At 44.5% G+C, this 25,778-nt stretch carries 14 protein-coding genes; all 14 read left to right on the top strand.

What is annotated here, in order from left to right:
* A partial coding sequence (locus K245_RS24620; protein WP_035277331.1) for an ATP-binding protein occupies window positions 1–207 on the top strand: 207 nt, incomplete at its 5' end.
* Between the two features lie 340 nt (window positions 208–547).
* Window positions 548–889, top strand: coding sequence for a DUF4405 domain-containing protein (locus K245_RS27310; RefSeq protein ID WP_035277337.1), 342 nt, complete (start codon window positions 548–550; stop codon window positions 887–889).
* Window positions 890–994: 105 nt separating this feature from the next.
* Complete coding sequence (locus K245_RS0114250; RefSeq protein ID WP_156906803.1) at window positions 995–1,669, top strand: hypothetical protein; 675 nt, start codon at window positions 995–997, stop codon at window positions 1,667–1,669.
* A gap of 324 nt (window positions 1,670–1,993) precedes the next feature.
* Window positions 1,994–3,664 (top strand): CotH kinase family protein, encoded by a 1,671-nt coding sequence (locus K245_RS0114255; protein ID WP_027359795.1) that lies wholly within the window; start codon window positions 1,994–1,996, stop codon window positions 3,662–3,664.
* Between the two features lie 242 nt (window positions 3,665–3,906).
* Complete coding sequence (locus K245_RS0114260) at window positions 3,907–5,898, top strand: HlyD family secretion protein (protein ID WP_027359796.1); 1,992 nt, start codon at window positions 3,907–3,909, stop codon at window positions 5,896–5,898.
* Window positions 5,899–5,987: 89 nt separating this feature from the next.
* Entirely contained in the window at window positions 5,988–7,262 is a 1,275-nt protein-coding gene (locus tag K245_RS0114265) for a TolC family protein (protein WP_156906804.1), read from the top strand.
* On the top strand, window positions 7,259–8,071 hold the full coding sequence (locus K245_RS24630) for a polyphosphate polymerase domain-containing protein (protein WP_051284153.1): 813 nt from the start codon (window positions 7,259–7,261) through the stop codon (window positions 8,069–8,071). Before K245_RS0114265 ends, K245_RS24630 begins: the two co-directional genes overlap by 4 nt.
* A 137-nt stretch (window positions 8,072–8,208) precedes the next feature.
* Window positions 8,209–8,895, top strand: coding sequence for a DUF4956 domain-containing protein (locus tag K245_RS0114275; RefSeq protein ID WP_027359798.1), 687 nt, complete (start codon window positions 8,209–8,211; stop codon window positions 8,893–8,895).
* A gap of 515 nt (window positions 8,896–9,410) precedes the next feature.
* The gene (locus K245_RS24635) at window positions 9,411–11,792 is read left to right on the top strand and encodes a carbohydrate-binding domain-containing protein (protein WP_051284154.1); all 2,382 of its coding nucleotides are present in this window, start codon (window positions 9,411–9,413) and stop codon (window positions 11,790–11,792) included.
* A 522-nt stretch (window positions 11,793–12,314) separates the two neighbouring features.
* Window positions 12,315–18,230, top strand: coding sequence for an alpha-2-macroglobulin family protein (locus tag K245_RS24640; protein WP_027359799.1), 5,916 nt, complete (start codon window positions 12,315–12,317; stop codon window positions 18,228–18,230).
* A 116-nt stretch (window positions 18,231–18,346) separates the two neighbouring features.
* Window positions 18,347–18,607 carry a type II toxin-antitoxin system MqsR family toxin gene (locus tag K245_RS24645; RefSeq protein WP_051284155.1) on the top strand — a complete coding sequence of 87 codons (261 nt, stop codon included), beginning with the start codon at window positions 18,347–18,349 and terminating at the stop codon, window positions 18,605–18,607.
* A gap of 201 nt (window positions 18,608–18,808) precedes the next feature.
* On the top strand, window positions 18,809–19,210 hold the full coding sequence (locus tag K245_RS0114300) for a type II TA system antitoxin MqsA family protein (protein WP_027359800.1): 402 nt from the start codon (window positions 18,809–18,811) through the stop codon (window positions 19,208–19,210).
* 109 nt (window positions 19,211–19,319) lie between these two features.
* Entirely contained in the window at window positions 19,320–21,704 is a 2,385-nt protein-coding gene (gene pbpC, locus K245_RS0114310) for a penicillin-binding protein 1C (protein ID WP_027359801.1), read from the top strand.
* Between the two features lie 320 nt (window positions 21,705–22,024).
* Window positions 22,025–25,747 (top strand): PAS domain S-box protein, encoded by a 3,723-nt coding sequence (locus K245_RS26750; RefSeq protein ID WP_051284157.1) that lies wholly within the window; start codon window positions 22,025–22,027, stop codon window positions 25,745–25,747.
* Window positions 25,748–25,778 lie beyond the last annotated feature (31 nt).

The following is a 25,778-nucleotide window of genomic DNA, read 5'->3' on the forward strand; positions in this document are numbered from 1 at the left end:
CGATACGAACGTGGATCTGTCATGCTCACAAGTAATCTTCCCTTTTCCAAATGGGAGCAGATTTTCAAGGATCCCATGACTACCGCCGCTGCCATTGACAGACTTGTACATCATAGCATCATTCTTGAACTTAACTTGCCAAGCTACAGGCTGGAAAAGTCAAAACAGAAAATTAACGAGGAAAAAAGTGAGGAAAATGCGCCTTAAATTAGGAAACTGGATCGGGAATTATAACTGTCGCTGACACGGAAAAATAATTGTCGTTGATCAAAAGGGTGCGTGGCGCTTTTCCACGCACCGCTTGCATCAATCCATTGGTGCGCAAGCCTTAGAGCTTGAGCATCCTACGAATCGGCCTTTGAAATTTGGTTTTCTCCTCACAGAATCCACACAATCTCCTAATCTTTTATGAAAATCCATATTGTTTCCACTTTATCTTCAAAATTTCCACACATTCCTTGTTTAATTTGAAGTCATGAAAGCTGATGCCTTTCTGGGAGAACATCAACTTTATTTAGAACAACAGACATTATTCGTGAGGATGCAAATGAATAGAATATTCCAGAGATCGTGGGTCAGTCCCGTGGTGGCGGTGTCATACGCTGCGGTTTCCATAACAGGATTAATGATGTTTTTTCACTTAAGAGGCCCTTCCATAAATTTTCTCCATGAATGGGGCGGAATTGTTTTTGTCGCGGCAGGTCTCATTCACCTGTTTATAAACTGGAGGGCTTTTTTGTCATGTATCAGAAAACCATTCGGTATTGCAGCCGTTATAGTCTGTTCCTTGATATGTCTTGGCATAATTCTGAGTCCCGGACAACCAGAGAATCATGGTTCAGATCCGGGTTTTAGGCACGGTCGACACGAAAGCGTTCGTACTGACTGATCTAATGCACAAAATGGCCTCGGGTTTTTTTGGATGCGGAGGGCTTTTTTCACAAAAGCTCCACGCTTTCTTTTGATAATCGAACAGAAGGAAAAGGAGAAGGAAATGTCATCAAGCATAAGCAGTCTCTCAAGCGTACTTCAGTCCCAGTATGCCAGATCAGTCAGCAGTGTTTCAAGTATGGTGAATAATAGCGGGTCTTCTGACTCGTCAGGCACTGTTTCGGGAGTTGATACCGGCGCGACATCGTTCATTTCTGCACTTGAATCGGCACTTGCCCAGATAGGTGTCACTGCCACATCCGATTCCAGCAGCACCAGCTCATCTTCGGATGAGGATCTCCAGCAGAATCTGGATGCATTCATGAAGAGCCTTTTTGAGGCAATGAGGGAACAAAACGGAGTGTCTGAATCAGGTTCAAGTGAACAGTCAGGAATGCAGCCGCCGCCGCCTCCTCCTGAAGGCAGCGCTCCTCCTCCACCGCCTCCGTATGGGAAGTCTGAATCAGGAGGCATGCAAAAGGATCTCCAGAGTCTTATAAGCCAGTTGTCTTCATCTTCTGACACGTCTGATTCGTCAACAACCGATTCAACAGAAACTACATCAGATGATTCTGTCACAAAGCTCCAGGAAACATTCCAGAATCTTTTAAAGTCAATGGGCGCTTCATCTGAAACCGCAGGTACTGATCAGGCTTCCTTGCTCGGCTTTCTGAAGACTCTTTCACAGAATCTTCAGAATACAAGTTCTGTCGGAACCATAATTGACGTTCCTTCCTGATTGATTCTCTGTTGCAGGGATTAAGGGCGTTGTTTTTGAAGGCTCCCTTAATTTCCTGATTTTATTAATATGTAACTACTCAGTTAGATTTTTTAGGGATGGCTTTATTCTTGGAAAACCCTTTTTGTAAAAAGTGTTTTCCAAACCTTTCCCAAAAATTTTTTATGATATTTTTAAGCAAGTTCTGCTCTACGGGGACTCATGCAAAAAATCCAAAACCTGAAGTTTTTTGCCAAGCTTTTTTTCAAAAAAGCGCCCTTTTAAAAGTTTGAATTTCATAGTTGGTGAATAGTTACATTAATATTTATAAAGGATGCTCTATCTATGGGTTTTAAAGGAAAAATTATTCCGGTTTTATTTCTGGCTTTGCTTGCAGTCTGGTTTGTGTCCGGATGTAACAGCAGTAGCACCAGCAGCAGCGATACAGACACAAAAGACGCCTCATCCGACGAAGATGAAGTGGTTAGGCCAGAAGGCTGGACTGCTAAAACCCATGGGAATAAAGCCGATCCTGATTATTCTGTGGTTTTTCCTGACAATGCTGTTGGTCGCATAGATATCACGATATCCGCGACTGACTGGCAGGCAATGATGACTGATGAAAATCTTGTGTCTGCCTTCGGGGAATTCGGCTCAAAGGCCGGAACTGGAACAGGAAATGGTACAGGGACGAGTCCTGGTGGCGCAGGAGTTCCACCTGCTTTGCCGGATGGCTCTAATCCACAGACTCCGGGAACGAGTCCTGGCGGAACCACTCCGCCTGCAATGCCTGAAGGCATGACTCCGCCTTCTGACGGTACTACTCCTGGCGGCACCACTGCTTCAAGCGGGACTGGTCTTCCGGACGCAGGCGCAGCCCTTGAAATGTCGGAAAATCCTGAATGGAAACCATGCACATTTATGTGTAACGGGCTTACCTGGAATTATGTTGGAGTCCGCTTCAAGGGTAATTCCTCCCTTTCTTCGACTTGGAGCAAAGGCATTTACAAGCTCCCTCTGAGATTCGAATTCGATCAGTTTGAAGATGAGTATCCAGCCATAAAAAATCAGCGTTTTTACGGATTCAAGACCCTGTCCATGTCGAGCGGTTACAATGACGACAGTCTGATCCGGGAAAAAGTTGCCGCAGACATATTCAGAAATCTTGGGGTTCCTTCTCCAAAGGCCGCATTTTACCGGGTCTATGTCGATTGCGGAGACGGCTCTGGATCGAAATACTTCGGTCTTTACACAATGGTTGAAGTCCCTGACAAGCCAATGTTGAATGCTTATTTCGGGAATTCGGAAGGTAATCTTTACAAACCATCAGGTTCTACAGCTACCTTTGGATCAGGAGCTTTGTCAGAAGATGATTTTGACAAGGAAAACAATAAGGATGATGCAGACTACAGCGATGTCAATGCGCTTTACACTGCCGTAAATGACAGTTCAAGCGATGCCTCCACGTGGAAGAGCAATCTCGAAAAGGTCTTTGATGTAGATGGTTTCCTCAAATGGCTTGCCGTCAATACAGTAATCCAGAACTGGGATACCTACGGAGTTATGGCTCATAATTATTATCTCTACAATAATGGCGGCAGACTGGCATGGATTCCCTGGGACAATAACGAGTCCCTGAAAGGATCTGATTCAGGCTTGGCAGGTGTCAATGCGATGGCGGGCGGAATGGGGTCGCGTACCCTTTCCCTGGAGCTTGATGAATCATCACTTGCAAGCTGGCCGCTGATAAGCCGCATCATAGCCCAGCCTGAATATCGCTCATTGTATGATTCCTATGTGGATAAGACGGTTACGGATTATTTCAATACATCGATCATGCAGCCCATATTCCTGAAGGCCCATGATCTGATTTCAGATTATGTGATCGGAGATGAAGGCGAAAAAGCAGGATACACTCTCCTCAGCAATGAGGCCGCTTTCCTGGGCAGCGTGGATTCACTGAACAGTCATGTTGTCAGCCGAACAGAAGCTGTCGGCGCATACCTCGGAAGATAAGCAGTCATATAGAAGCATGGTGTTTCCGGTTTAAGGCTTTTCACCATGCTTTCAACAGGGAAACGAATTTTGACAAGGCAGCAAAAAGTCAGATTTTCGTCATTCCGGTGCAGGCCGGAATCCGGAAATAGCCGAAAACACTGGATGCCGGATCAGACCCGGCGTGACGCCATCGCCTTATTCTGATTTTTTGCGAGTCCCTCAATTTTGTGACCGGCAAATTTTAAACTGGAGTTATTAAAGTGAATAAAACAGCAAAAGGAAACTGGCCTCTTTATAGTGCGTGGCTCGTGGTTTTAGTTATAACCATCGCTATTTCCTTTGTTTATCATCAGGAGAGTACAAGCTTTTCAGGAATAGCCGAAACCCGTGAGATCGTTGTTAATTCGGAATCTCCTGTGGATATCAGGCGGATCAATGTCACAGAAGGGCAGACGGTTGAAAAGGGAACTCTTCTTGTTGAACTGAGCAGCCCCGAACTTGTGCTCAAGATCAATCATCTCGAGCACCAGCTTGATGAATTGAAAGCCCAGAAAGGCGTTGACAAGACAGAACTCCAGTCCCGAATCCGCCAGCTCCAGGCTGAAAAGACGGCAAAGGAAAATGAGATCACGAGTCAGATAACAGAGCTTGAGAACGAATATAACATAAACAGGAAGTTGATTTCAGATCTTAAGAGCGTGCCTGTGGGCAGCGATGGTGATGTGAGTGATGACAATAACCCAATAAGGCTGAAAATAAGGAATCTGAAAAAAGAACTCAGCCTGTCCGTGAATTCCCTTGTCGTGCAGATAGAGCTTCTTCAGAAAACCCTGGATTATTCGAATGCTCCGGTCGAAATCCAGGTTGAAAGGCTTGAAAAAGAACTCGTTCTACTGAAGAAAGAAAACAGCCAGCTAAATATTTACGCCCAGATTTCAGGAGTCATTGGCTCTGTCAATTTCAAGCCCGGCGAAAAAGCCTCGCCTTTTGCGCCCATTCTTACCCTGCATGCCAAAACGCCGTCATTCATCAAGGGATATATCTATGAAAATGCCTACGCAAAGATAAAAATGGGCGACAAGGTGGATGTTGCTTCATGCAATGAATCAGGTTGCAGAATCCCGGGGCAGGTTGTGGGTGTTGGCGCGCGCATCGTGGAATATCCTGTCAGGCTCAGGAAGCATCCTGATTTTCAGGTATGGGGCAGGGAGGTCGTAATAAAGATCCCTGAAAACAACCCTTTCATACTCGGTGAAAAAGTTTCGATTACTTCACAGAGAAACAAGGGCATAGCTCTAAGGGTGAAAAATATGTTCTCTCCTGATGAGAGCAGGGCAGAATCCCCGGATCAGGGTTTGGGGTCACAGAAGTCGGAGTTTCTAAGAATTGACAAGAAAGCTATTGAGGCTTCCGGGATTATGTATCTCAAGGATCTTCAGAAATATCTCGTTATTAGCGATGACACCAAGGACGACAAACCTCTTGTGTGCCTTGTGGATTCAAATGGCAAAGTATCAGATGAAATGCTCATCGAAGGGGCTGACGAGATTGAGGACATGGAGTCCATAGCAGAAGCTGATAATGGGATTCTTTATATTGCCTCGTCATCAAGTGCCAATAAAAAGGGCAAGATAAAGGAAAAACGTTCGAGGCTCTTGTCTGTTCGCAGGGATCAGTCAAGCTTTTCCCTTTTGAGGGAAGTGGATCTGTATTCAGGCCTGAAAAACTGTGCCGAGAGAAACAGAGGCAAGGAATGGGCTGATTTTATCCTTAGTGGCATAACAGAAGAGTCCGCCAAAGACTTCATTGATATAGAAGGCATGTTTTACAAAAACGGCTCTTTATTCCTTGGTTTCAAGGCCCCGCTCGCTGGCGGCCAGTCCGTTATCCTTAGAATTGCAGATATAGACGCTTTCATGCATACGGGCGCACTCGGCGACGATCAGGTGTCAATCTGGAAGAAAATTATTCTCCAGTGCGAAGACGGAAGCTTCCAGGAGAGAATATCCGATCTCTGCTATATCGGTGACACCCTTTATATAACCGGAACATCCTTGGAAAATGATGAAAGTAGCCGCTCAGGCAGCCTCTGGAGGCTTGACGAAATAACCGGAACCTCAACCAGATTGATGATTTTTAACAGCCGCGCGCCGGAAGGCATAAGCGCTGGCGAGGATTCTGATTCCATAGTCATATGTTTTGATGGCGGTTCAAAGGAAAAATCTGAAATCACAAGGATTCCAAGACCATGAGCTTTGCCTTGCATATCTGGGGTTCAAGAATTTTTGGAGCAATTATAATAAAAGACTCAACCCTAAAACACTGTTGTGAAGGTCATATAATGAGAAAGAGTAATATTTTATATCTTGTACTGTTTTTTATGCTGGCCCTGTCTTCCCCATCATATTCAGGGGAAGAAGGGGCTGGCTCTCTTTCCATGACAGCGTTCATAAGAACTTCCGAAGAAGATCATGTGGTCAAAAACCAGAAAGAAATCGCAGACTATCTTGATAATGCGGAAGGAAGCACTCCGTATCTGAACAGGGTAGAGCTGAGAACAGAGACCGATGAATTTGACATTGACAAGCAGAAATACGGAGTCCGTTTTTATCCGAAGGGCTGGGGTGAGACAAAATATTCGCGAATGCTTTCAGAGACGGCAAAGGCCTCGGGCAGAACCGAATATGAGGCAAGCTATCATGAAGCCCTGAAAAACAGATATCTGCTGGTTCTGGAATATCTTGAGACCGTCGAACTCATCGGACTGAAGGAGAAGCTGGCCCTTGTATGCGAGGACAGAATCAAGGTCTTGAAAAAAAGAAGCGCAGGCAGCCTGTCATTTGACATAAGCGACCTTGTTGAAGCCGAAGAACTGCTGACCCGGATCAGGCTGGAGCTTGTGGGGCTGGAAAACAAAAAAAACGGAACTCTTCACCAGATAAGTCTTGCAGCTGATTCAAAGGCAGAAGTCAATTTTTCCAGTGAGCCGCTTGTCAGGATAGACAGCGTTAAAAGAAGCGTGGCTGAGGCAAAGGACAGAAAAGACCTGGACAATATCAACCTCAAGGACAGGAAGAACAAGGTCGATATGGCCCTGGACAAATACAATCTTGAACAGGCAAAAAGCAGGGATTATATCAGCTTTTTCGAGGTTGCCTATGACCACGGCAATTACGAGGATGAGGATAAGGCTTATTCCGTGGAAATAGGAGTGAAGCTTCCTTTTATCAATCCTGATCAGGATGAAATCACCAGAAAAAAAGTCGTATTTATGAAAGAGCGCCTTGCTTTTGAAGAGGAAAAAAGGGCTTTTTCGGAGAAAATTATTGCCTTGTCACGTTCAATAGATCGCCTGATCAGCCAGTATGAAATAATAGAGCAGAATAAGAAGTATGGAAACGCCCAGGAATCACTCGGCGCTTCTCTTAAAACGGGCGGCACAGACCCCCTGAATATTCTCAAAATAAAAGAGACCCTTCTTAAAAGCGATATCCATATGGTTCAGACTGGATATGAAATCAGAAACAGGTTCGTCGAGTTTCTTGATGTCTCCGGAAAGCTGTCTGAAAAGCCATTCAAAAATTATCTCGCCGAACAGAGGGAGGCCGTTAGATGAAACGTTTGCGCCAGAAAGTGATTCCGCCCCTTCTTGAGCGCTATGAACTCAAATATATTATACCTTACAGCCTGATTGACCCGATATCTGATTTTGTGTCGGCTTACTGTTCGCTCGATCTTTATTGCCTTAACTCTCCCAAAGGCTTTTATCGTATCAACAGTCTGTATCTTGATTCTCCAGATTGGCTGTTTCTAAGGATGCAGCTTGATGAAATGGATAATCGGATCGTAATGCGGGTTCGATCCTATGGCGATAGTCCACGCGTTCCTTACTTCTTGGAAATAAAACAGAAGACAGGGGATGTTGTGAGGAAATACAGATCAGCCGTGAAGGATATTAACTGGTTCAGAGCCTATACTGAGCCCGGTTTCTATCCTCGTGAAGTGACTAAGGATAGTTCTGAAAATATCAGCAGAGATCTTTTTGATCGTATGGTTTTTACGTATAACGCAGAGCCCAAAGTTCTTACCCAATATGCAAGAAAGGCATGGATAAGCAATGTGGACGATTATGCCCGAATTACATTTGATGTGGAACAGAGGTTTAGGCCTGAAACAGATTACAGACCGGTTCCGGGTGCTAACCAGATGGTTTCTTGTGACCACTCTCTCGTTTTTGGCAATTATCCCGGATGCGATGTGATTCTGGAGGTTAAGTGCTATACTTCAAAGGTTCCTATGTGGATAATTGACATGATTCGGCGCTTTGGTCTTCAGCGGACAGGCTTTTCAAAATATCAGACAGGCGCTTTGGAGCTTTTGGGGCTTCATCGTTATGATCCGGCTTTTAGAAAGTCGATTTTATAATAGTATGCTTTAGCTGATTATTGATGGTTGCTTTGAAAGAGCAAATCGCCACCGAGACGCAATCAGTTTCCTGACTACGGTGGCACATGTATCATGAATTTGTTTTAAATGAAATTTTTTTACGGAGGATAATCAATATGCTGGATATGCTGGCTTTTCAAAGCTCGGCCCCTAATTCAGGGCTTTTGCCTATAATATATACGATTTTGCTGTCCTTTATGCTTTCTTCGGTCATAGGTGTCACATATATCAAAACATTCCGGGGCTTGTCCTACTCAAGGAATTATGTTCAGGCTGTGATTCTGATTGCCATTATTGCGGCAACAATTATTCATGCCATCGGCGACAGCCTTGCGAGGGGGCTTGGGATGATGGGGGCGCTTGCAATAATAAGATTCAGAACCACTCTCAGAGATCCGCGGGATATAATGTTTATATTTGCTTCGATTGCTGCAGGCATCGGATGCGGGGTCGGAACGTATAACGCAGCTATTTTCGGAACATTTGGGTTTATTATGACAGCTTTTTTACTTTATTACAGTCAATTGGGATTGGCAAGCTCTTTTGACGGTATGTTGCGGTTTAATATTGAAAACACGGATGAAGGCAGGCATGAGCTGGAAAATCTCCTGAAAAAATATTGCAGGAATTTTGTGCTCATCACTTTGCGTGACATGCAGCAGGGAGAGCGTCTTGATTACGCTTATCATGTCAAACTCAGGAATACCGGAGAGAGCGCCGCGCTTGTGAAGGAACTGCCGGAAAAAATACCTTCTGTCAGGGGTGTAGGGCTTATGCTCCAGGAAAGCTCGGTCGAGCTTTAGGTGGATTTTGTTTGACAAGAAACAACAGTTCTTTGTCTTTCAGATAGGTTAATGCCGGATTTGATAACAAAAACATTCTAAAAATATTGAAACAATTAAATATCAGGATCTGATCCGGTTATCCCTGGTCAGATAGTCAAGTGAAAGAACTTATGAAAGGCTATCTTCTATTTAGGTGTGGAAGTTATTCCTGTGAAATAACTATCAAATATTACGGCTTAAAATAACTCCGGCGGGTCGCTTTTTAAAAAAGCTCCGCAAAAATTTTTAGGTAAGCAAGCAGTGCATATACAACAATTAGGATCTTTGTGCATGATAATAACAAAAACATAAAGTTTTTGAGGGGTTTGGGGAACTTTTTACAAAAAGTTCCCCAATATTCAGAATCACAAAAAGGTTTAGTATCTCGCTTTTCAACATCTAAGGGGAGCATAGCCTTCTAAAAATATTGGAACAATTAAATATCGGGATCTGATCCGGTTATTCCAGGTCAGATAATCAAGGGGAAAGAATTTATGAAAAAGAGATTGGCCTTATTTTTGTTTTTCATGCTGGCGCCAGCATTTTTATTAACAGGTCAGTGCATTGCATCAGAAACCATTGCAATTTCAGGAGTCGATATTTCACCGTCAAGGATGCCTGTCCAGCCGGGCGATTCCGTGTCAGTGACAGTCAATGCCGCATCATCAAGCAATTCCCCTGTTTATTACAAATTCTATTATTGTGGAAACTACGGAAGCGCCGAATACGCAAATTCTACATGGGTGACTGTTCAGGAATATTCCACAAATAACACATGCAATTATTCTTTCCCTGATTCCGGCGCATATGTTGTTGTCGTAAGAGCTGTCACAGATCCTGTAAACGAGCCGTCAGCCCTTCCGATCGTTGGGGGTGTGGTCGCGGTCGGAGGTGGAACTGATACCGTCAACATATCATCATTCGCTTCAACGGCTACTCCGTCACTTAAAGCAGGCGAATCAGTTACCCTGGCTCTAAATGCTTTCACTACCGGAGGTAACCAGGTTTCATACAAATTCTACTACTGTGCCAATTATGGAACGGCAGATTACGAAACAAGTGTCTGGACTGCGGTTCAGGAGTATTCTCCGGTCAATTATTCAAGCTACACTTTTCCGGACGCAGGCAATTATATCGTGGTCGCAAGGGCGGTGACAGATCCTTCAAATGAACCTGCAGCTCTGCCTATTTTTGGCGGACTTATATCGGTTAATCCATCATCTGCCCAGGGCGGATCGGATGCCCTGGCCGAAGAAATTCTTAAAAGTTCAAGTATTACTAAAATAAAACTGAACGGAAGTTCCATAAGTGTAGAAGGAACAGGGGCGACTGTTTCCGGGAACAAGGTCACGATAACATCGGGCAGATCATACTATATCAGCGGGACGCTTTCAGACGGCCAGATAATAGTGGATTCTTCAGATTCGGCAACTGTCGGGCTTGTATTAAACGGCGCCGACATTACCTGTTCGTCAGGTTCTCCTATATATGTGAAAAATTCCGCAAAAACAGTGATGGTGCTTGCTGAAAACACCCTGAACAAGATCACTGACGGGGTTTCATACATATTCGAAGATGTTTCCTCTGATGAGCCAAATGCCGCGGTTTTCAGCAAGGATGAGCTTTTTGTATGCGGCTACGGTACTCTAAACATCAACGGGCAATATAATGACGGAATAGCGAGCAAGGACGGGCTGACTTTTTCGGGCGGAACCATCAATGTCACATCCGTGGATGACGGAATAAGGGGCAAGGATTTTGTCGCTGTCAAAGGTGGCAGTATAACGGTCAATGCCAAGGGAGACGGCTTCAAATCCGACAATTCTGAGGATACGACAAAGGGATTCATTTCAGTTGAATCAGGTGTGATAAACGTGACCGCAGGAGGTGACGCGTTAGATGCCGAAACAACCGTAACAGTGGCTGACGGAACTCTGAACATATCGTCAGGTGGTGGCAGCGGAAGCGTTATAACCTCAGACCTTTCTGCCAAGGGCATCAAGGGGAATTCAGGCATTACAATCGGCGGAGGAAATATTTCCATAAATTCTGCGGACGATGCCATCCATTCCAACGGAACCGTGACTGTGAACGACGGAACTCTCTCGATCAGCACAGGAGATGACGCGGTTCATGCAGATACTTCAATCGTTGTTAACGGAGGAATCATTTCGGTTTTAAAGTCTTATGAAGGTATTGAGAGCGCTTTGATAACCATTAACAACGGTAACATACACATAGTCGCAAGTGATGACGGCATAAATGGAGCAGGCGGCAATGACGGCTCAGGAACCATCGCCGGCCCGGGGATAATGCCGATGCCCGGAGGTGGGCGTCCTGGCCAGGATAGCTTCGCATCCGCAAGCACTTTCGGTCTGTATATAAACGGAGGCTATGTGTCTGTTGATGCCATGGGTGACGGCATAGACATAAATGGTTATATAGAAATGACAAATGGCGTCGTGCTTGTAAATGGCCCCACCAACAATGGCAATGGCCCGCTTGATTATGATTCATATTTTAAAATGACAGGCGGTTTTCTTGTGGCAACCGGAAGTTCAGGCATGGCAATGGCTCCAAGCACAAACTCGACCCAGAACTCCGTTCTTGTAAATCTGAGTTCTGCAAAATCGGCCGGAACCATTATTCATGTCAGGGACAGCGCAGGCAGGGAGCTTCTTACATTTGCTCCTTCGAAAACATATCAGTCGCTTGCATTCTCGTCTCCTCAGCTTGTGAGCGGAACATACGAGATCTACCTTGGCGGAAGTTCCACAGGCACCCTTGAGGATTCTCTTTATACAGAAGGAGTTTATACTCCAGGAACAAGATATGCCGGCTTTACTGTCTCAAGTATCGTTACATCTGTAAGATAGGCTGTCTTGTGAATATTGTGAAAAAATTAAAATATCCGAAAACAGGCATAAACGGCTGTTTTTCCCGCTCCTGTTTTCATAGATATCCATTTTTACAGCCCTGAAAGGCCAGGATACAATAGCCTGGGGCAACGCTTGTTTTTTTTTGCACGCACCACTTGTTTGACGCAGGTGGTGTGTGGGAAAGCGCTACACACCCTGTTTTTGCCTTGTTTCAACAATATTGCTGGACTCGCAAAAGTCAAAAATGGGCGGTGTCGTCATGCCGGACTTAATCCGGTTCCAGTTTTTTCAGACACTTCTGGATTCCGGCTCCCTGTTTTCACCGGGACAGGCCCTGCCGGAATGACGGGAATAGGACTTTTTGCGGCTTTGTCTATATTGCCCCTCCCTGCAACCATGATTCGAGTACCTTCGCACAATCAACAAATTTAGCTTTGTCATTTTTTCGTACACATTATATATTGACCACAGTTTTTAATTCCCTTTGCCATTCCGTAAAACCATCCACAGGAGAATAAAATGAAAAGGCTCATCGGATTTTTTATATCTATTATTGCAGCCGTAACAGGCAGATTTTCCTGGACTGCGCCGCCCTGGATTACTTCCATAAATGGTTTCAGGAAAAATAAACCAGGAGCTTTTTATTCCTTGATGATCCTCTTTTTTTTGATCGTTTGCGGAAGTGTTAGCGGGTATATTTACTGGAAAAAGATGCCCAAACCTGATCTCATTGTTCTAAAAACAAGGCTTGCCGAAATAAAACCACCATCCGAGGAAATTATTGAGCCAGAGCCTTTGTATATTGATTTCAGCAGGGAATCCTCAAAAGGCGGGCCTGCCCTTTCTGCTGCAAGGCTTGATCTCGCTGGGAAGCCCATAACATCTGGAATAGCAATCGAACCTGCATTTGAGGGAGCATGGAGCTGGGAAGCGAGCGGCAGGACAATAAAATTTCAGCCTAAGAATAATTGGCCAGCTGCCAGAAAATTTACAGTCAGTATTTCTCCTGAAATCCTGGAGAAAAAGGCAAAGCTCAAGGAAAACAGAATTGATTTTGAAACCTCTAAATTCAAGGCCACATTTGAAGTTGCTCCCAAATTCTATACTGATCCAAGGAACAGATCTGTTCATCAGGCAATTGCTACGGCTGTTTTTACCCATTTTGTCGAAGAAAAAAGCATACGTGAAGGCCTTTCGCTTAGTTTTCCTGACAAATCTGGCAAAAATGTTCCTGTGAATTATTCGCTTACAATCGATAAGACAGGGCGTAGAGCGCATATTCTTTCAGATCCTCTGAAAATAGGTGCTGAAGAGCAGTTCATGACAGTTAGTCTTGATAAGAGGCTTAAAACTTCCCAGGGCGGGGCAGGGCTATCTGAAGATCTTTCAGGGAAACTCAAAATCCCGGCTGTATCGACATTTTTCACGATAAACGAGATGAGGGCCACAATAATTCCTGATCTCAAGAAAGAGCCTGAACAGACAATCACCCTGGCTTTTTCAGATTCCATAAAAAGAAAGACTCTGGACGGCAAAATCAAGGCGTGGCTTCTTCCTTTAAAAAATCCGGAAAACGAGGAAGAACACTGGACGAGCCAGAATGAGGTGACTCCGGCTCTTCTTGAAAAATCCGGCGATTTGCCTTTGAAACTTGCCGAAACCCTCGGTGAGTCTTCGGACAGATTCGGCCTCGTCTTTGACGCTCCTGAGGGCAGGGATATTTATGTAAAGATAGAGTCAGGAATAAAATCAGACAGCGGTTACGAGCTTTCAAAAAAATACGACGCAGTAATGAGAGCTCCTTCTTATCCGAAAGAGGCCAAAATTGTGGGCCAGGGCGGTTTTATGGCGTCATCCGGCAGCAAGACACTTTCGATCCAGGCAAGGGGAGTCGAGGCTGTGAAGGTTTTTGTAAGAAGACTTCTTCCCCAGCAGCTTCACCATCTTGTAACCCAGACATACGGCGATATAACAAATCCTTCTTTCCACAACTGGAATTTTTCAGAGGCCAATATCAGCGAAGGATTTGAAAAGGTCATTCCGCTTTCTCCAAAGGATTCCAAAACTCCGGTTTATACGAGTCTCAATCTTTCCGAATATATTGATCCCAATGGCATTAAACCAGGAGTGTTTTTCATAGAAATAAAAGGCTGGGATACAGAAAACAATGCCCCTGTCACACAGTCTTATGATGATCAGTCTGAATACAGCTCATACTCTGCGGCTGCTTCTGGTAATGCGAACAATGCCGCATCAGAAGAAGCATCAGGTGATGAGTCGTCAGACGGAAATGGAGAGGGCAGTGAAGAAGGCGAGTATGCAGAGGGGGAAGGCTATAATAGCAATAACAGCTATGCCAGAAGCTATCAGCCTTCTTTTGTGGACAAGCGCACGATAATAGTCACAGACCTTGCAATTCTAATCAAGAACGGAGTCGATAAGGGCAGGGATATTTTTGTCGAATCTGTTTCATCCGGATCTCCAGCTAAAGATGTTGAAATTTCTGTTGTGGCAAAAAACGGGCAGGCTCTTCAGAGTGGAAGAACAGGAGAAGATGGACATGTGGTTTTTCCTGAACTTGGGGAGTCGTCAGATCCTGGACGTGAGGCGGCATTCTGCATGGTTAAAAAAGGTTCTGACATATCTTTTCTGCCTTTTAACAGAAGTCAGCGCCAGCTTGACATGTCCAGGTTCGATATCGGCGGCGTAAATACAGGTCTTCTCGACAAAAATCAGCTTAACGCCTTTGTTTTTACAGACAGAGGGATATACAGACCCGGAGAGACAGCCAATATCGCTTTTATGGTCAGATCCAAGGGGCTGGCAATTCCAGCCGGGATTCCTCTTCAGATACATATTTCCGGGCCCCAGGGCACTCTTTTGAAAAAGAATATTCAGGTTCCTGAAACCGGATTCTTTGATATAAATTTCCCTTCAAATCCAGCATCTGCAACAGGCGCACATCAGGCCGAGTTATTCATTCTATCTGAAAAAGGACAGACTGATAGAATGATTGGTAGCGTTTCATTCAAAATAGAGGAATTCGAGCCTGACAGAATGAAAATGGCAAGTGTCCTGTCTGATAAAAATCCTGGCTGGGCTCTTCCTGAAAATCTGAGCGCAAATGTAACCCTGAAAAATCTTTTTGGTTCACCAGCCCAAAACAGAAAGGTTAAGGGAAAACTGATTCTGCAACCAACAGGATTCAGTTTCGATAAATATCCCGGTTATGTTTTTACAGATCCTTTGACAGTGAAAGACAAGCCTTTAAAAGCGGTTATCCAGGAAATCGAGGAAAGCGTAACTGACAGTAACGGCCAGACTGAAGTCAAGCTCGACCTCGGGAGATTCGAGAAGGGAACATACAGAATGACCCTTTCCCTGGAGGGTTTTGATGAAGGAGGGGGCAGGGGAGTCAAGGCTTTCAATACTTCACTCGTTTCTCCGATGAAAGTGATCGCTGGATTCAAGGCGGACGGAGATCTGGCATTTGTAAGGCAGGGTTCTGAAAGGAACATCAGCTTTGTGGCTGTCAATAGGCAGCTTGAAGGCGAGGCACTTGAAAAACTGACCATGAAAAAGATAAAGATAGTATCAGTTTCTGCCCTTGTCCGTCAGCCAAACGGGACATACGCTTACCAGTCTGCCAAGAAGGAAGACACAGTATGGGAAAAACCATTTGCAGTCCCTGTTTCTGGCCAGAAAATAGCTCTGGAGACAGAAGAGGCAGGCGAATACGCGCTTGAGATAAAGGATGAGACAGGAACTGTTATATGCCGGGCTTCTTATACAGTCGCAGGTCAGTCGAATATCAAGGCAGAGATAGAAAAAACGGCCGAGCTTGGAATCAAGCTTGCCACCCAGAGCGTAAAGGCTGGGGAAGAAATTGAACTACAGATAACCACGCCTTATAAAGGCGCAGGCCTCATCACAATTGAGACAGACAAGGTTTATGGGTTTTCATGGTTTAAGTCCGAAACCCTTACTTCTGTACAGAAAATCAAGGTTCCTGAAAATCTTGAAGGGAATGCATATGTAAGCGTGGCCCTAGTGAGATCGCTGGACGATCCTGAAATTTTCACAAGTCCTCTCAGCTATGCCACCGCGCCTTTCAGCATAGACAGGACAAGGCGGACTCTTACTCCTGAAATAAAAGTTCCTGAAAAGGTCGTGCCAGGAACGAAAATGCCTATTACTTATAAAACAGACAGGCCATGCAAAATTGTGGTTTTTGCCGTGGATGAAGGCATATTGCAGTTTGCCGGATACAAGACGCCGATTCCTCTGGATCATTTTCTTAAGAAAGTCGCTCTCGAAGTAACAACCCAGCAGACAGCGGATCTTATTCTTCCTGAATATTTGCTGCTTCTCCAGAGAATGGGCGCAGGCGGTGACGCTGATGCAGAAGCTTTGAGGGCTAAACATCTCAATCCTTTTGCAAGAAAAAATAATAAACCGGCCGTATTCTGGTCAGGAATTATAGATTCAGGGCCTGAGGAAAAAACGGTCGAATGGGAAACTCCTGACACTTTCAGCGGAGAAGTCCGGGTAATGGCTGTGGCAGTTGACGCTGAAGGCATGGGTTCAAACCAGAAGAGTGTTATTGTCAGAGGCCCATTTGTGGTGAGCCCTGTCATGCCCCTTGCTGTAACTCCTGGAGATATTTTTACCCTCACGGCTGGTATTGCAAATGTCTCCGAAGGTTCAGGAAAGGCTTTCCCTGTGAATCTTAAAATTGAAGCTGACAAGTCCCTGACCATTGAAGGCGGAACAGAAAGAAAGCTTAGCATTGACGAGGGAAGCGAGGCTGTCGAGACATTCAGCGTGAAAACAACCGGAGCGCCTGGCAATGCTACTATTAAATTCATGGCAACATCCGGAGATCTGGCAGCTTCAACTTCTGCGTCATTAAGTGTGAGGCCTCCGGTTCCTGCCATGACAACACTGAAATCTGGGGTGGCGGATTCAGGAAAAGCAACACTTAAACTGGACAGAAAGATCATTCCCGAATTCTCAAGCCAGAAGATCAGCGTGTCAGCTTCTCCTCTTGTCCTTGCCACAGGTCTTGAGTCGTGGCTTGTGGGTTTCCCTTACGGCTGTACAGAGCAGCTTCTTAGCAAGGGGCTTCCTGCCCTTGTTTACGCATCCTATCCTGGAAACAAGGAAATAAAGGAAAATGCTTCTGAAAAGGTCAGGGCTGCTATTTCCATGTTAAGGGAACGTCAGAATCAGGATGGCGGAATTGCAATGTGGCCTGGCGGTACTACCGACGAGTTTGCATCCCTTTATGCTTCGCATTTTCTTATAGACGCGTCCCAGGCAGGATTCCAGATTCCTAAAGATCTGCTTGACAGGGCAACTGGGTATTTAACTACAAAAGTCGGTGAATGGACTGGTCAGGATAAGCCGAGGCTTAGGGCTTATGCCATTTACCTGCTCACAAGAAACGGGACTGTTACCTCGAATTACCTTATTGATCTTGAAAAGGATCTTGAAAAAATTCAGGAGCAGAAAAAGACTCAAAAAGACAAGCCTGTATGGAAAGAGGACATAACAGCTTCTTTCATGGCTTCGAGCTATAAATTGATGAAAGAGGATCGGCTTGCCACTGGACTCCAGGGCAAATTCAAGGCTTCGGACAAGACCGATTTTGACGATGTATTTTTCGGCTCAAGGGCTGCGGATGCCATTGATGTTTATCTGACAGCAAAGCATTTTCCTGAAAAACTTGGAAAAGTAACAGAGACAAGGCTTGATCGCATACTCGATCCTGTTCTTTCTAACAGCTATCATACATTTGAAGCAGCTTGGACTGTTCTTGCACTCGGAGCATGGACTGGCAGCGAACCTGATGACTCTTTTTCAGTTTCAGCCGTAAATGCTGCTGGAGAAGCAAAGCAACTTGATACTAAGCCTTCTCCTTTTCCTACAGCTTCCTTTGGAACTGAAATCGCTACACTTGATATCAAAGGAAGCAGAAAGCTTTTCTATGCTGTTTCCCAGGACGGTTTTGACAGCGGCATTCCAAAGACAGATATTAAAGAAGGCCTTGAAATTTTAAGAGAATTCAAGCCTGTTCCTGAAAAACTGAACCAGCCAGTGAAGCCGGGCGATGATATAACTGTAGTCCTTAAGATAAGATCCCTTAATGGGAAGTTCATAAATAACGCGGCTGTCACAGACATGTTTGCAGGCTGTTTCTCGCCTGATATCAAGTCTGTCAGGGCAAATTCCGGTCTCAGCTATATTGACGTAAGAGAAGACAGGGCTGTTTTCTACGGATCATTCGGGCCTGAAATCAAGGAGATAAGCTATAAACTCAGGGTGACCGCTGCAGGAGAATTCACGGTTCCTCCGGCATTTGGGGAATCTCTTTATGACAGCCGCGTAAGGGCGAGGAGCTTGCCAGGTGTTATGAAGGTTGTGGGTAAATAGTAGGGGTTTCGATAGAAAAACATGGAGGCTTTTTAAAAAAGCCTCCATGTTTCCCTCGGTTTTTAAAGATTTTTTTATCATATTGACTAATTTTATCATAATGTATATTTTGATTAATGGAAAAACGCACACCACATTATAAACTGGTGGATATAAAAGCTGTGGTTGCTGATCCGGCAAGCAGGCCATTCACCATGACTGCCCTGCGTGGCGGCCTGGAACTCGGTCTTTTGGAAAAAGAGATGCGTCAGATTGTCATGGCTCTTTCACGAAAAGATTTTTACAAGTCAATGACAACCAATGCGGACACCCATATATGGCAGGACGTTTATTACGGCAAAACCCAGGAGGAAGTTATTGTTTATGGGTACCTCTAAAAATTAGAATTTTTGATGTGGTAGCAAGGAAGCGTTGCACGGAGAACCGGAGTTTATGCGGTATAAATGAGGATTCGAGTACGACGCTGACGCAGCTAACGCGCAAAAAGGCAATTTTTAGAGGTGGCCTGATCTCAAAATTACTGCATATGAAGATGGGCGGCCTCCTGTCATACAATTTAAGGCAAAATGAGGTGTATCATGAAATGCCCGGTATGCGGCAATTCTGAAATGATTACAACAACAGTAAATGAGACTCTGTCTTTTGAGGGGCAATCGCTCACCCTCCATGATATGAGGGGTGGATATTGTGCATCCTGCGGCGAAGGTATCTGGGACGAAAAAAGCTATCATCGCTACGTTGAAGCGCAGGCGGCTCTTGTCAGATCTGTGAAGGGGGATGCATGCTCTGATATTAGGCGTATTAGAAAAAAACTTAAGCTGACCCAGCAAGAAATTGCAGAAATATTCGGTGTCGGCAAGGTCGCATTTTCAAGATATGAGAGAGGTGAAACAAGGCCTCCAGCTCCTTTGATGAAATTGCTTAAACTTATAGAGAGGCATCCGGATCTTTTGGATGAAATGCAGGGAATGTCTTTCTGATGAGAGGCAAAAGCATTATGGAAAATGATTTCAACGTGCAGTCGGTATCTCTTGTTGCAAAATGCCCCCTTTTTTGCTTTGTAGCCCCTTAATTTCTTGAGTGAAGAATATGCGGCGCAGTTTCATAACTATTATAATCGCTTTGCTTTTTTTAGTTTCCGCATGGCTGATAATTCCAGATCCCGGCCTTTACCCACTTAAAACAGATTCAACAGCAATATTTGACAATAAAGACAATCTCATCAGACTCACCCTTAATTCCGAACAATCTTACAGAATTTTTATTCCCCTTTCCGAAATATCCACAGATCTTGTAAACGCCACGCTTCTGTATGAAGACCGTTATTATTATTATCACCCCGGATTCAATCCTTTTTCAATTATCAGGGCAATAACAGGACTTGCGACCGATTCAAGGCCTGTAGGCGCTTCAACAATTTCGATGCAGACGGCAAGGATGCGCTTCAATCTGAAAACAAGAACCTTTGCAGGGAAGCTTGAGCAGATTCTAAGAGCTATCCAGCTTGAGCGCCATTATTCAAAGGATCAGATTCTGGAGGCATATTTCAATCTTGCTCCTTATGGCAGAAATATTGAAGGAGTCGGGGCCGCAAGCCTTATTTATTTTGGCAAGAAGCCGGACTCGCTTACATTTCCCGAAGCTCTGACCCTTTCTGTAATTCCGCAAAATCCGACAGGCCGATGTCCATTGTCTTCCGAAGGCTATAAAAAAATGGATTCTGCCAGAAATGATCTTTTCACAAGGCTTTCAGCTTTAAAGCCTGAATATGCGAAAAATAAAGGTTTCATGGATTTGAAACTTGCCTGCGGTTCGCCTGAAACCCTTCCTTTCAGGGCACCTCATTTTGCGGATTATGTTCTTTCAAACAGGAATCATAATTCTGAAAAAGAGCCACATAATATGACTGGTAATGTAATCAGAACAACGCTGGATTCAGAAATTCAGGCCGGGTTTGAAAATATAATCACAAAGCATGTCAAAAAGAAATATTTCGAAGGCATGAGAAACGCGGCGGCATTTCTTGTAGATTCTGAAACCATGTCGATAATTGCAATGGCAGGTTCCGCAGATTTTTTTGACAGCTCCATTTACGGTCAGGTTAACGCGGTCACAGCAAAAAGATCGCCCGGATCTGCGCTCAAGCCATTTGTATATGCCCTTGCCATTGATCAGGGGCTTATTCACCCAATGACTCTTCTGAAAGACGCGCCTTTGAGGTACGGAGCGTATGCTCCTGAAAATTTTGACAAAAGATTTCAAGGGCCGCTCTCTGCAACTGATGCCCTGAACCAGAGCAGAAATGTTCCAGCACTGAGCCTTGCAGCTAAACTTACCCAGCCTGATATTTATGACTTTTTGAAGCTCGCCGGAGTATCAGGAATGAAGGAAAAGGATTTTTACGGCCTTTCTCCTGTTCTTGGAGGATGCGAGGTCTCGATGCTTGAAATGGCCGAGCTTTACGCCATGCTTGCAAATGGCGGTGTTCTAAAGGCCGTTGATTTTCGTTCTGATCATCATCTTAATAATAATAAATCCGGTTCCGGACAGAGATTGCTGTCTCCTGAAGCAAGCTTTCTGGTTCTTGACATGCTTCTTGGAAATCCTTCTCCCTATGCTGAATATTCGAGTGATTATGAGATTTCTTCTGAATCTGAACAGTCCGGTATAGCCTGGAAAACCGGGACGTCATGGGGTTTCAGGGACGCTTGGGCAGCAGGAGTTGCAGGTAAATTTGTTCTTGTCGTGTGGGCCGGTAATTTCACAGGTGAAGGCAATCCTGTATTTGTTGGAAGAACAGCCGCAGGCCCCATTCTTTTTGACATGCTTGCCCTGCTTGAGAAGAAATACGGAGACTTTAATAGGGCAGGCAAACATCCGGGGCCGCCGCTTTCTGGTCTTAATCTGAAAAAGATTGATGTCTGCGCTGTCTCCGGCGGGCTTCCGAACAGGTACACTCCAAAGACTGTCAAAACCTGGTTCATTCCCGGTAAATCACCAATAACTGTTTCAACAATACACAGGGCTGTTCCAGTTGATGTAAAAACACATCTGAGGGCCTGTCAGCATAACCCTCCATTAACTAAGCTTGAGATTTTTGAGTTCTGGCCGTCAGACATAAGCAGGGTTTTCCATGAAGCCGGAATATTCAGGCCTGAGCCTCCTCGTTATATGAAGGACTGCGGACTTGATCAAAGGGATGAAACCGGCCAGTCTCCCCAGATTATTTCGCCTGACAGCACTGTCACCTATGTAATCAGAAATTCAGGAAATGGAAATGACAAGATTCCTCTTGAAGCAACAGCTGAAAACGGAGTCGGAACTTTATACTGGTTTGCAGGCGATGCTTTCATTGGTCAGTCTGTCCCTGGTGAAATGTTCCTGTGGGAAGCACCGACCGGTGAATACCAGATCCGGGTCGTTGATGACAATGGTTTGGCTGCTGTCAAAAAACTAAGCGTGAAGAGAGAGTGATGTGCTTGTTGGGTTTGTTTTTTTGTGTTCCTTTTTTCAGTTTGTGATTATGCGTCTTTAAAAAATCAAACAAAAAAGCTTATTAAATATGAATGATTATGTTAGGCTTTAAAAATAATAAACTATTTAAATTCTTTTTTTCAGCAATGCTCTCTTAAAAGCTGTCACTAACATTTCAGCAGAACTTTTTGACAGTTTCATTTCAATTGAACGGTTTTCTTTCAAAAAAGATTTCAGATTTCTTTTCATAATGTTTGCTTTCAGTGCTCCTCAAAAACAGTTTTAAGGGGCTCGATATAATGACTCCGTGTGGAGGTAAGATGGGCAACATATTCTACAGCCTGAGATTCAGGATAATCATTCTCTCTCTTTTGATTCTGGCGCCCTCTGTCTGGCTTGCCACGCATAGTGTCCTTGAGCAGAGGGAAGCTCTCAGGCAGAAGGCGTCAGCTGAAACTCTCGGAATAGCAAGGCTTGCCGCAGCCAATCATGAAAGTCTTGTGGAAGGCGCGCGTCAACTTCTTACGGGCCTTTCCATGCTTGAGGAAATAAACTCGTTCGATGCTGAAAAGAGCAGCGTCATATTCAGGCAATTGCATAAAAAATTCGGTTTTTACAATAATATTGGTCTTGTCAGGCTAAATGGTGAGGCAGTCGCAAGTGCGGTTCCGCTTGGTAAATCCGTAAATCTTTCAGATCGGTTGTGGTTCAGGGAAGCTGTCCGCACAAGAGCTTTTTCTGCCGGTGAGTATCAGATAAGCAGGGCAACTGGAAAGGCAGCCCTAAATTTTGCAGTTCCGGTTTTTACCAGCACAGGTGATGTCTCAGGCGTTGTTACGGCATCAATTGCCCTAGAATGGTTCGGGCATTTTGCTCCAAGGATCATCACTATTCCTGGAATGCACCTTGACTTTCTTGACAGAAATGGCGCTGTGCTGGCCGGATATCACCACGATGTAGAAAAAAAATCAGAAGAAAAACCTATGGAAAAAGATTTAGCTTCTGAAGAAGACGGCTTTGGCAGAAATATTGTTGAGCAACTGAAAATGAAGGACGATCATGGAGTATTTTCTGGATATGGTCCTGACGGCAACAAAAAGGTCTATGCCTATGCTTCTCTGAAATGGGCAAATGAAAGGTATGCCTATCTGCTCGCTGGCATTGACGAGAAAATCGTATTTGCGGACGCGGTTTCGTCCATGAAGAGAAACGTATCATACGGAATTATGGTTTTTTGTCTTGCGGCCATAGGCGCGTGGTTTTTTGCAGGTCTTTATATTATCAGGTTTGTGGAAGAGCTTACAATGACAGCCAGGGAGCTTTCCCGCGGAAACATGAGCGCAAAAACAGGCATCCCTTACAGCTACGGTGAGATTGGTTTCCTTGCCAAAACCTTTGATTCAATGACAGATACTATCAGGAAAAGGGAAGACGAGCTCAGGGATAGCGAAGCAAAATATCGAATGGTTATGGAGCTTGCTGCTGACGGTATCTTTACTACGGATTCATCCGGTTATTTCCTTGACGCCAATAAGCGCGGCTGTGAAATGTTCGGATATGATACAGATGAGCTTAGAGGTCTGAATATAACCAATGTTATTCCATCCGGAGATCTTGATGCTATGCCTTTAATGTTTGAAAAATTAAACGAAGGCATTAGGGTTTTTTCAGAACGCCGTATAATAAGAAAAGATGGCTGGACAATCGATATAGAAATCAGCTGTCAGAAACTTCCGGATGGAAGGCTTCTTTCCATAGTTCGGGATGTAACCGAAAGGAAAACGGCTGAACAGTATCTCAGAAGGAATGAGGCAATGCTGCGGGCCATAATTGAGAATGCTCCTGTATTCATATCCATTACTGACACCAATGGAAAGGTTCTCATGGTTAACAGGCAGTTTGAAAGCCTTGGCAGCGCCGGAGATATGGGGTTCATAGACAGAAATATTATGGATATTTTCCCCGAGGCAATTGCTGAAGAACTCATCAGAAATGATCTGGAGGCACTTTGCTCAGGGACTTCAATCGAACGTGAAGAGTCTGCTTTTAACAAAGACAAGGAGCTTCACACATATTTTGTGATCAAGTTTCCAGTTAAAATTGAGGGAGATCAACAGCCCTTTGGTATATGTTCCATTTCAACCGATATAACTGAAAGAAAAAGGACAGAGAGACTTCTTGAATATGAAAGAAGCAGATTCAAGGGTATTCTTGATGAAATGAACGATGGCGTATGCATCGTTAATAGTGACCTCGATATAGAATATATAAATCCTGCCCTGAAATCTGTTTTCGGAGAAGTCGGTTCAAAAAAATGCCATCAGTATTTTGTCGGATCTGACTCCCCATGCAATGCCTGCAATTTAAAAGATATCACTGCTAATCTTGCCAATGCATCAAGAGAATGGAAGTCTTCATCTGATAACAGGGTTTTTGACGTGTTTTCAACTCCTATAAAGAATGATGACGGTTCTGTTTCCAAATTAACAATCATGCACGAGATAACAGATCTGATTACCACGGAAAAGGCGCTTTTTGAGAGTGAGGCTAATTACAGACTGCTTTTTGAAACAGCCTGTGAAGCAATCATTTTGATTGATATCACTTCAAGATCAATCATTGACGTCAATTCTGCCGCATCAGCAATGTATGGATATGAGAGGCAGGACTTTCTGCGGCTTTCCGAACTTGATCTTATTGCTAAGAATCAGACCCCTCTTTCCGGCTCGGCGGAATGTTCATTGTTTATTCCTGTGGCGTTTCATAAAAAGAAAAATGATGAGGTTTTCCCTGTCGAGATTACAACTGGTCATATTACTGACCGGGGGATTTTTGTGGCGTTTGTGAGGGATATATCTGAAAGACTCGATATGGAAGCAAAAAACAGCACTCTTCAGGAACAGCTCATTCAGGCCCAGAAGATGGAGACAGTCGGAAGACTTGCTGGCGGAGTGGCCCATGATTTCAATAACCTTCTTGTGGTGATAATGGGGTATTCTGAAATGCTGGTTGAAGAGCCGGCAGCCCAGGATAAAACCGTGCTCGATTATATAGGGGAAATTAGGAAAGCAGGGGAAAAGGCCCAGAATATAACAAAACAGCTCCTCGCGTTCGGCAGGAAGCAGAACCTGAAAACAGAAACCATCGATCTTGGAAAGGTAACAACTGATTTTCTGAAAATGATGGAGCGTCTCATCGGTGAAGATATCATGGTTACCATTGATGCCGAGGCCGGGCTATGGCCGGTTGAGGCCGACGTTTCCCAGATAGAGCAGGTACTCATGAATCTTGCCGTCAACGCAAGGGATGCCATGCCAAGGGGCGGTGAGATCGGTATAAGGACAAGCAATCAGCGCGTAACATCCCAGAACCGTTTTTTTTATGGCAATCTTGAGCCAGGAGATTATGTTTTTCTGGAGTTTTCGGATACAGGATGCGGAATGGACGATGAAACCGCAAAACACGTCTTTGATCCCTTTTATACCACAAAGGAACAGGGCAAGGGGACAGGTCTCGGGCTTTCGACTGTTCATGGGGTTGTGAAACAGCATGGCGGCGAGGTCTACCTGAAGACCAGAAAAAACGAAGGCACTGTTTTTACAATCTGTATTCCGAGCTCTGACAAGGGGTATATTGAAAAGACCCGTCCAGCAAAAGAAAAAGACGGGAATGTCAGGGGAGCCGGAACAATAATGATAGTAGAGGACGAAACGTCTTTAAGAAGGCTTCTTTGTGATGTTGTTTCCAGGCATGGATATAATGTGATAGAGACAAGAAACGTCTCGGATGCTCTGAAAACCGGTTTTGAAAATCGCGGGAAAATTGATCTGTTAATATCTGATGTGGTAATGCCTGAAATGAACGGCCCTGAAGTCGCAGAAAAGCTTCTGGAACTGTGTCCTGAAATGAAGATTCTTTTTATCTCAGGTTATGAGGGTGAAGCCCTCGAGAGCCACGGTATCAAGGAAGAAACTCTTTTGCTCAAAAAACCTTTTCCAATGGATGAGCTGATAAAGAAGGTTCAGATAATCCTTGAAACATAGAAATACAGTTTCATCTGAATGCCATTAAACC

Origin of the sequence: Desulforegula conservatrix Mb1Pa, assembly GCF_000426225.1 — a bacterium.
Lineage (GTDB): Bacteria > Desulfobacterota > Desulfobacteria > Desulfobacterales > Desulforegulaceae > Desulforegula > Desulforegula conservatrix.

Coding starts and splice junctions, on each gene's coding strand:
- pbpC (WP_027359801.1), top strand. CDS start 19,320: ATGCGGCGCAGTTTCATAACTATTATAATCGCTTTGCTTTTTTTAGTT.
- K245_RS27310 (WP_035277337.1), top strand. CDS start 548: ATGAATAGAATATTCCAGAGATCGTGGGTCAGTCCCGTGGTGGCGGTG.
- K245_RS24645 (WP_051284155.1), top strand. CDS start 18,347: ATGGAAAAACGCACACCACATTATAAACTGGTGGATATAAAAGCTGTG.
- K245_RS0114300 (WP_027359800.1), top strand. CDS start 18,809: ATGAAATGCCCGGTATGCGGCAATTCTGAAATGATTACAACAACAGTA.
- K245_RS24640 (WP_027359799.1), top strand. CDS start 12,315: ATGAAAAGGCTCATCGGATTTTTTATATCTATTATTGCAGCCGTAACA.
- K245_RS24630 (WP_051284153.1), top strand. CDS start 7,259: ATGAAACGTTTGCGCCAGAAAGTGATTCCGCCCCTTCTTGAGCGCTAT.
- K245_RS26750 (WP_051284157.1), top strand. CDS start 22,025: ATGGGCAACATATTCTACAGCCTGAGATTCAGGATAATCATTCTCTCT.
- K245_RS0114265 (WP_156906804.1), top strand. CDS start 5,988: ATGAGAAAGAGTAATATTTTATATCTTGTACTGTTTTTTATGCTGGCC.
- K245_RS24635 (WP_051284154.1), top strand. CDS start 9,411: ATGAAAAAGAGATTGGCCTTATTTTTGTTTTTCATGCTGGCGCCAGCA.
- K245_RS0114250 (WP_156906803.1), top strand. CDS start 995: ATGTCATCAAGCATAAGCAGTCTCTCAAGCGTACTTCAGTCCCAGTAT.
- K245_RS0114275 (WP_027359798.1), top strand. CDS start 8,209: ATGCTGGATATGCTGGCTTTTCAAAGCTCGGCCCCTAATTCAGGGCTT.
- K245_RS0114255 (WP_027359795.1), top strand. CDS start 1,994: ATGGGTTTTAAAGGAAAAATTATTCCGGTTTTATTTCTGGCTTTGCTT.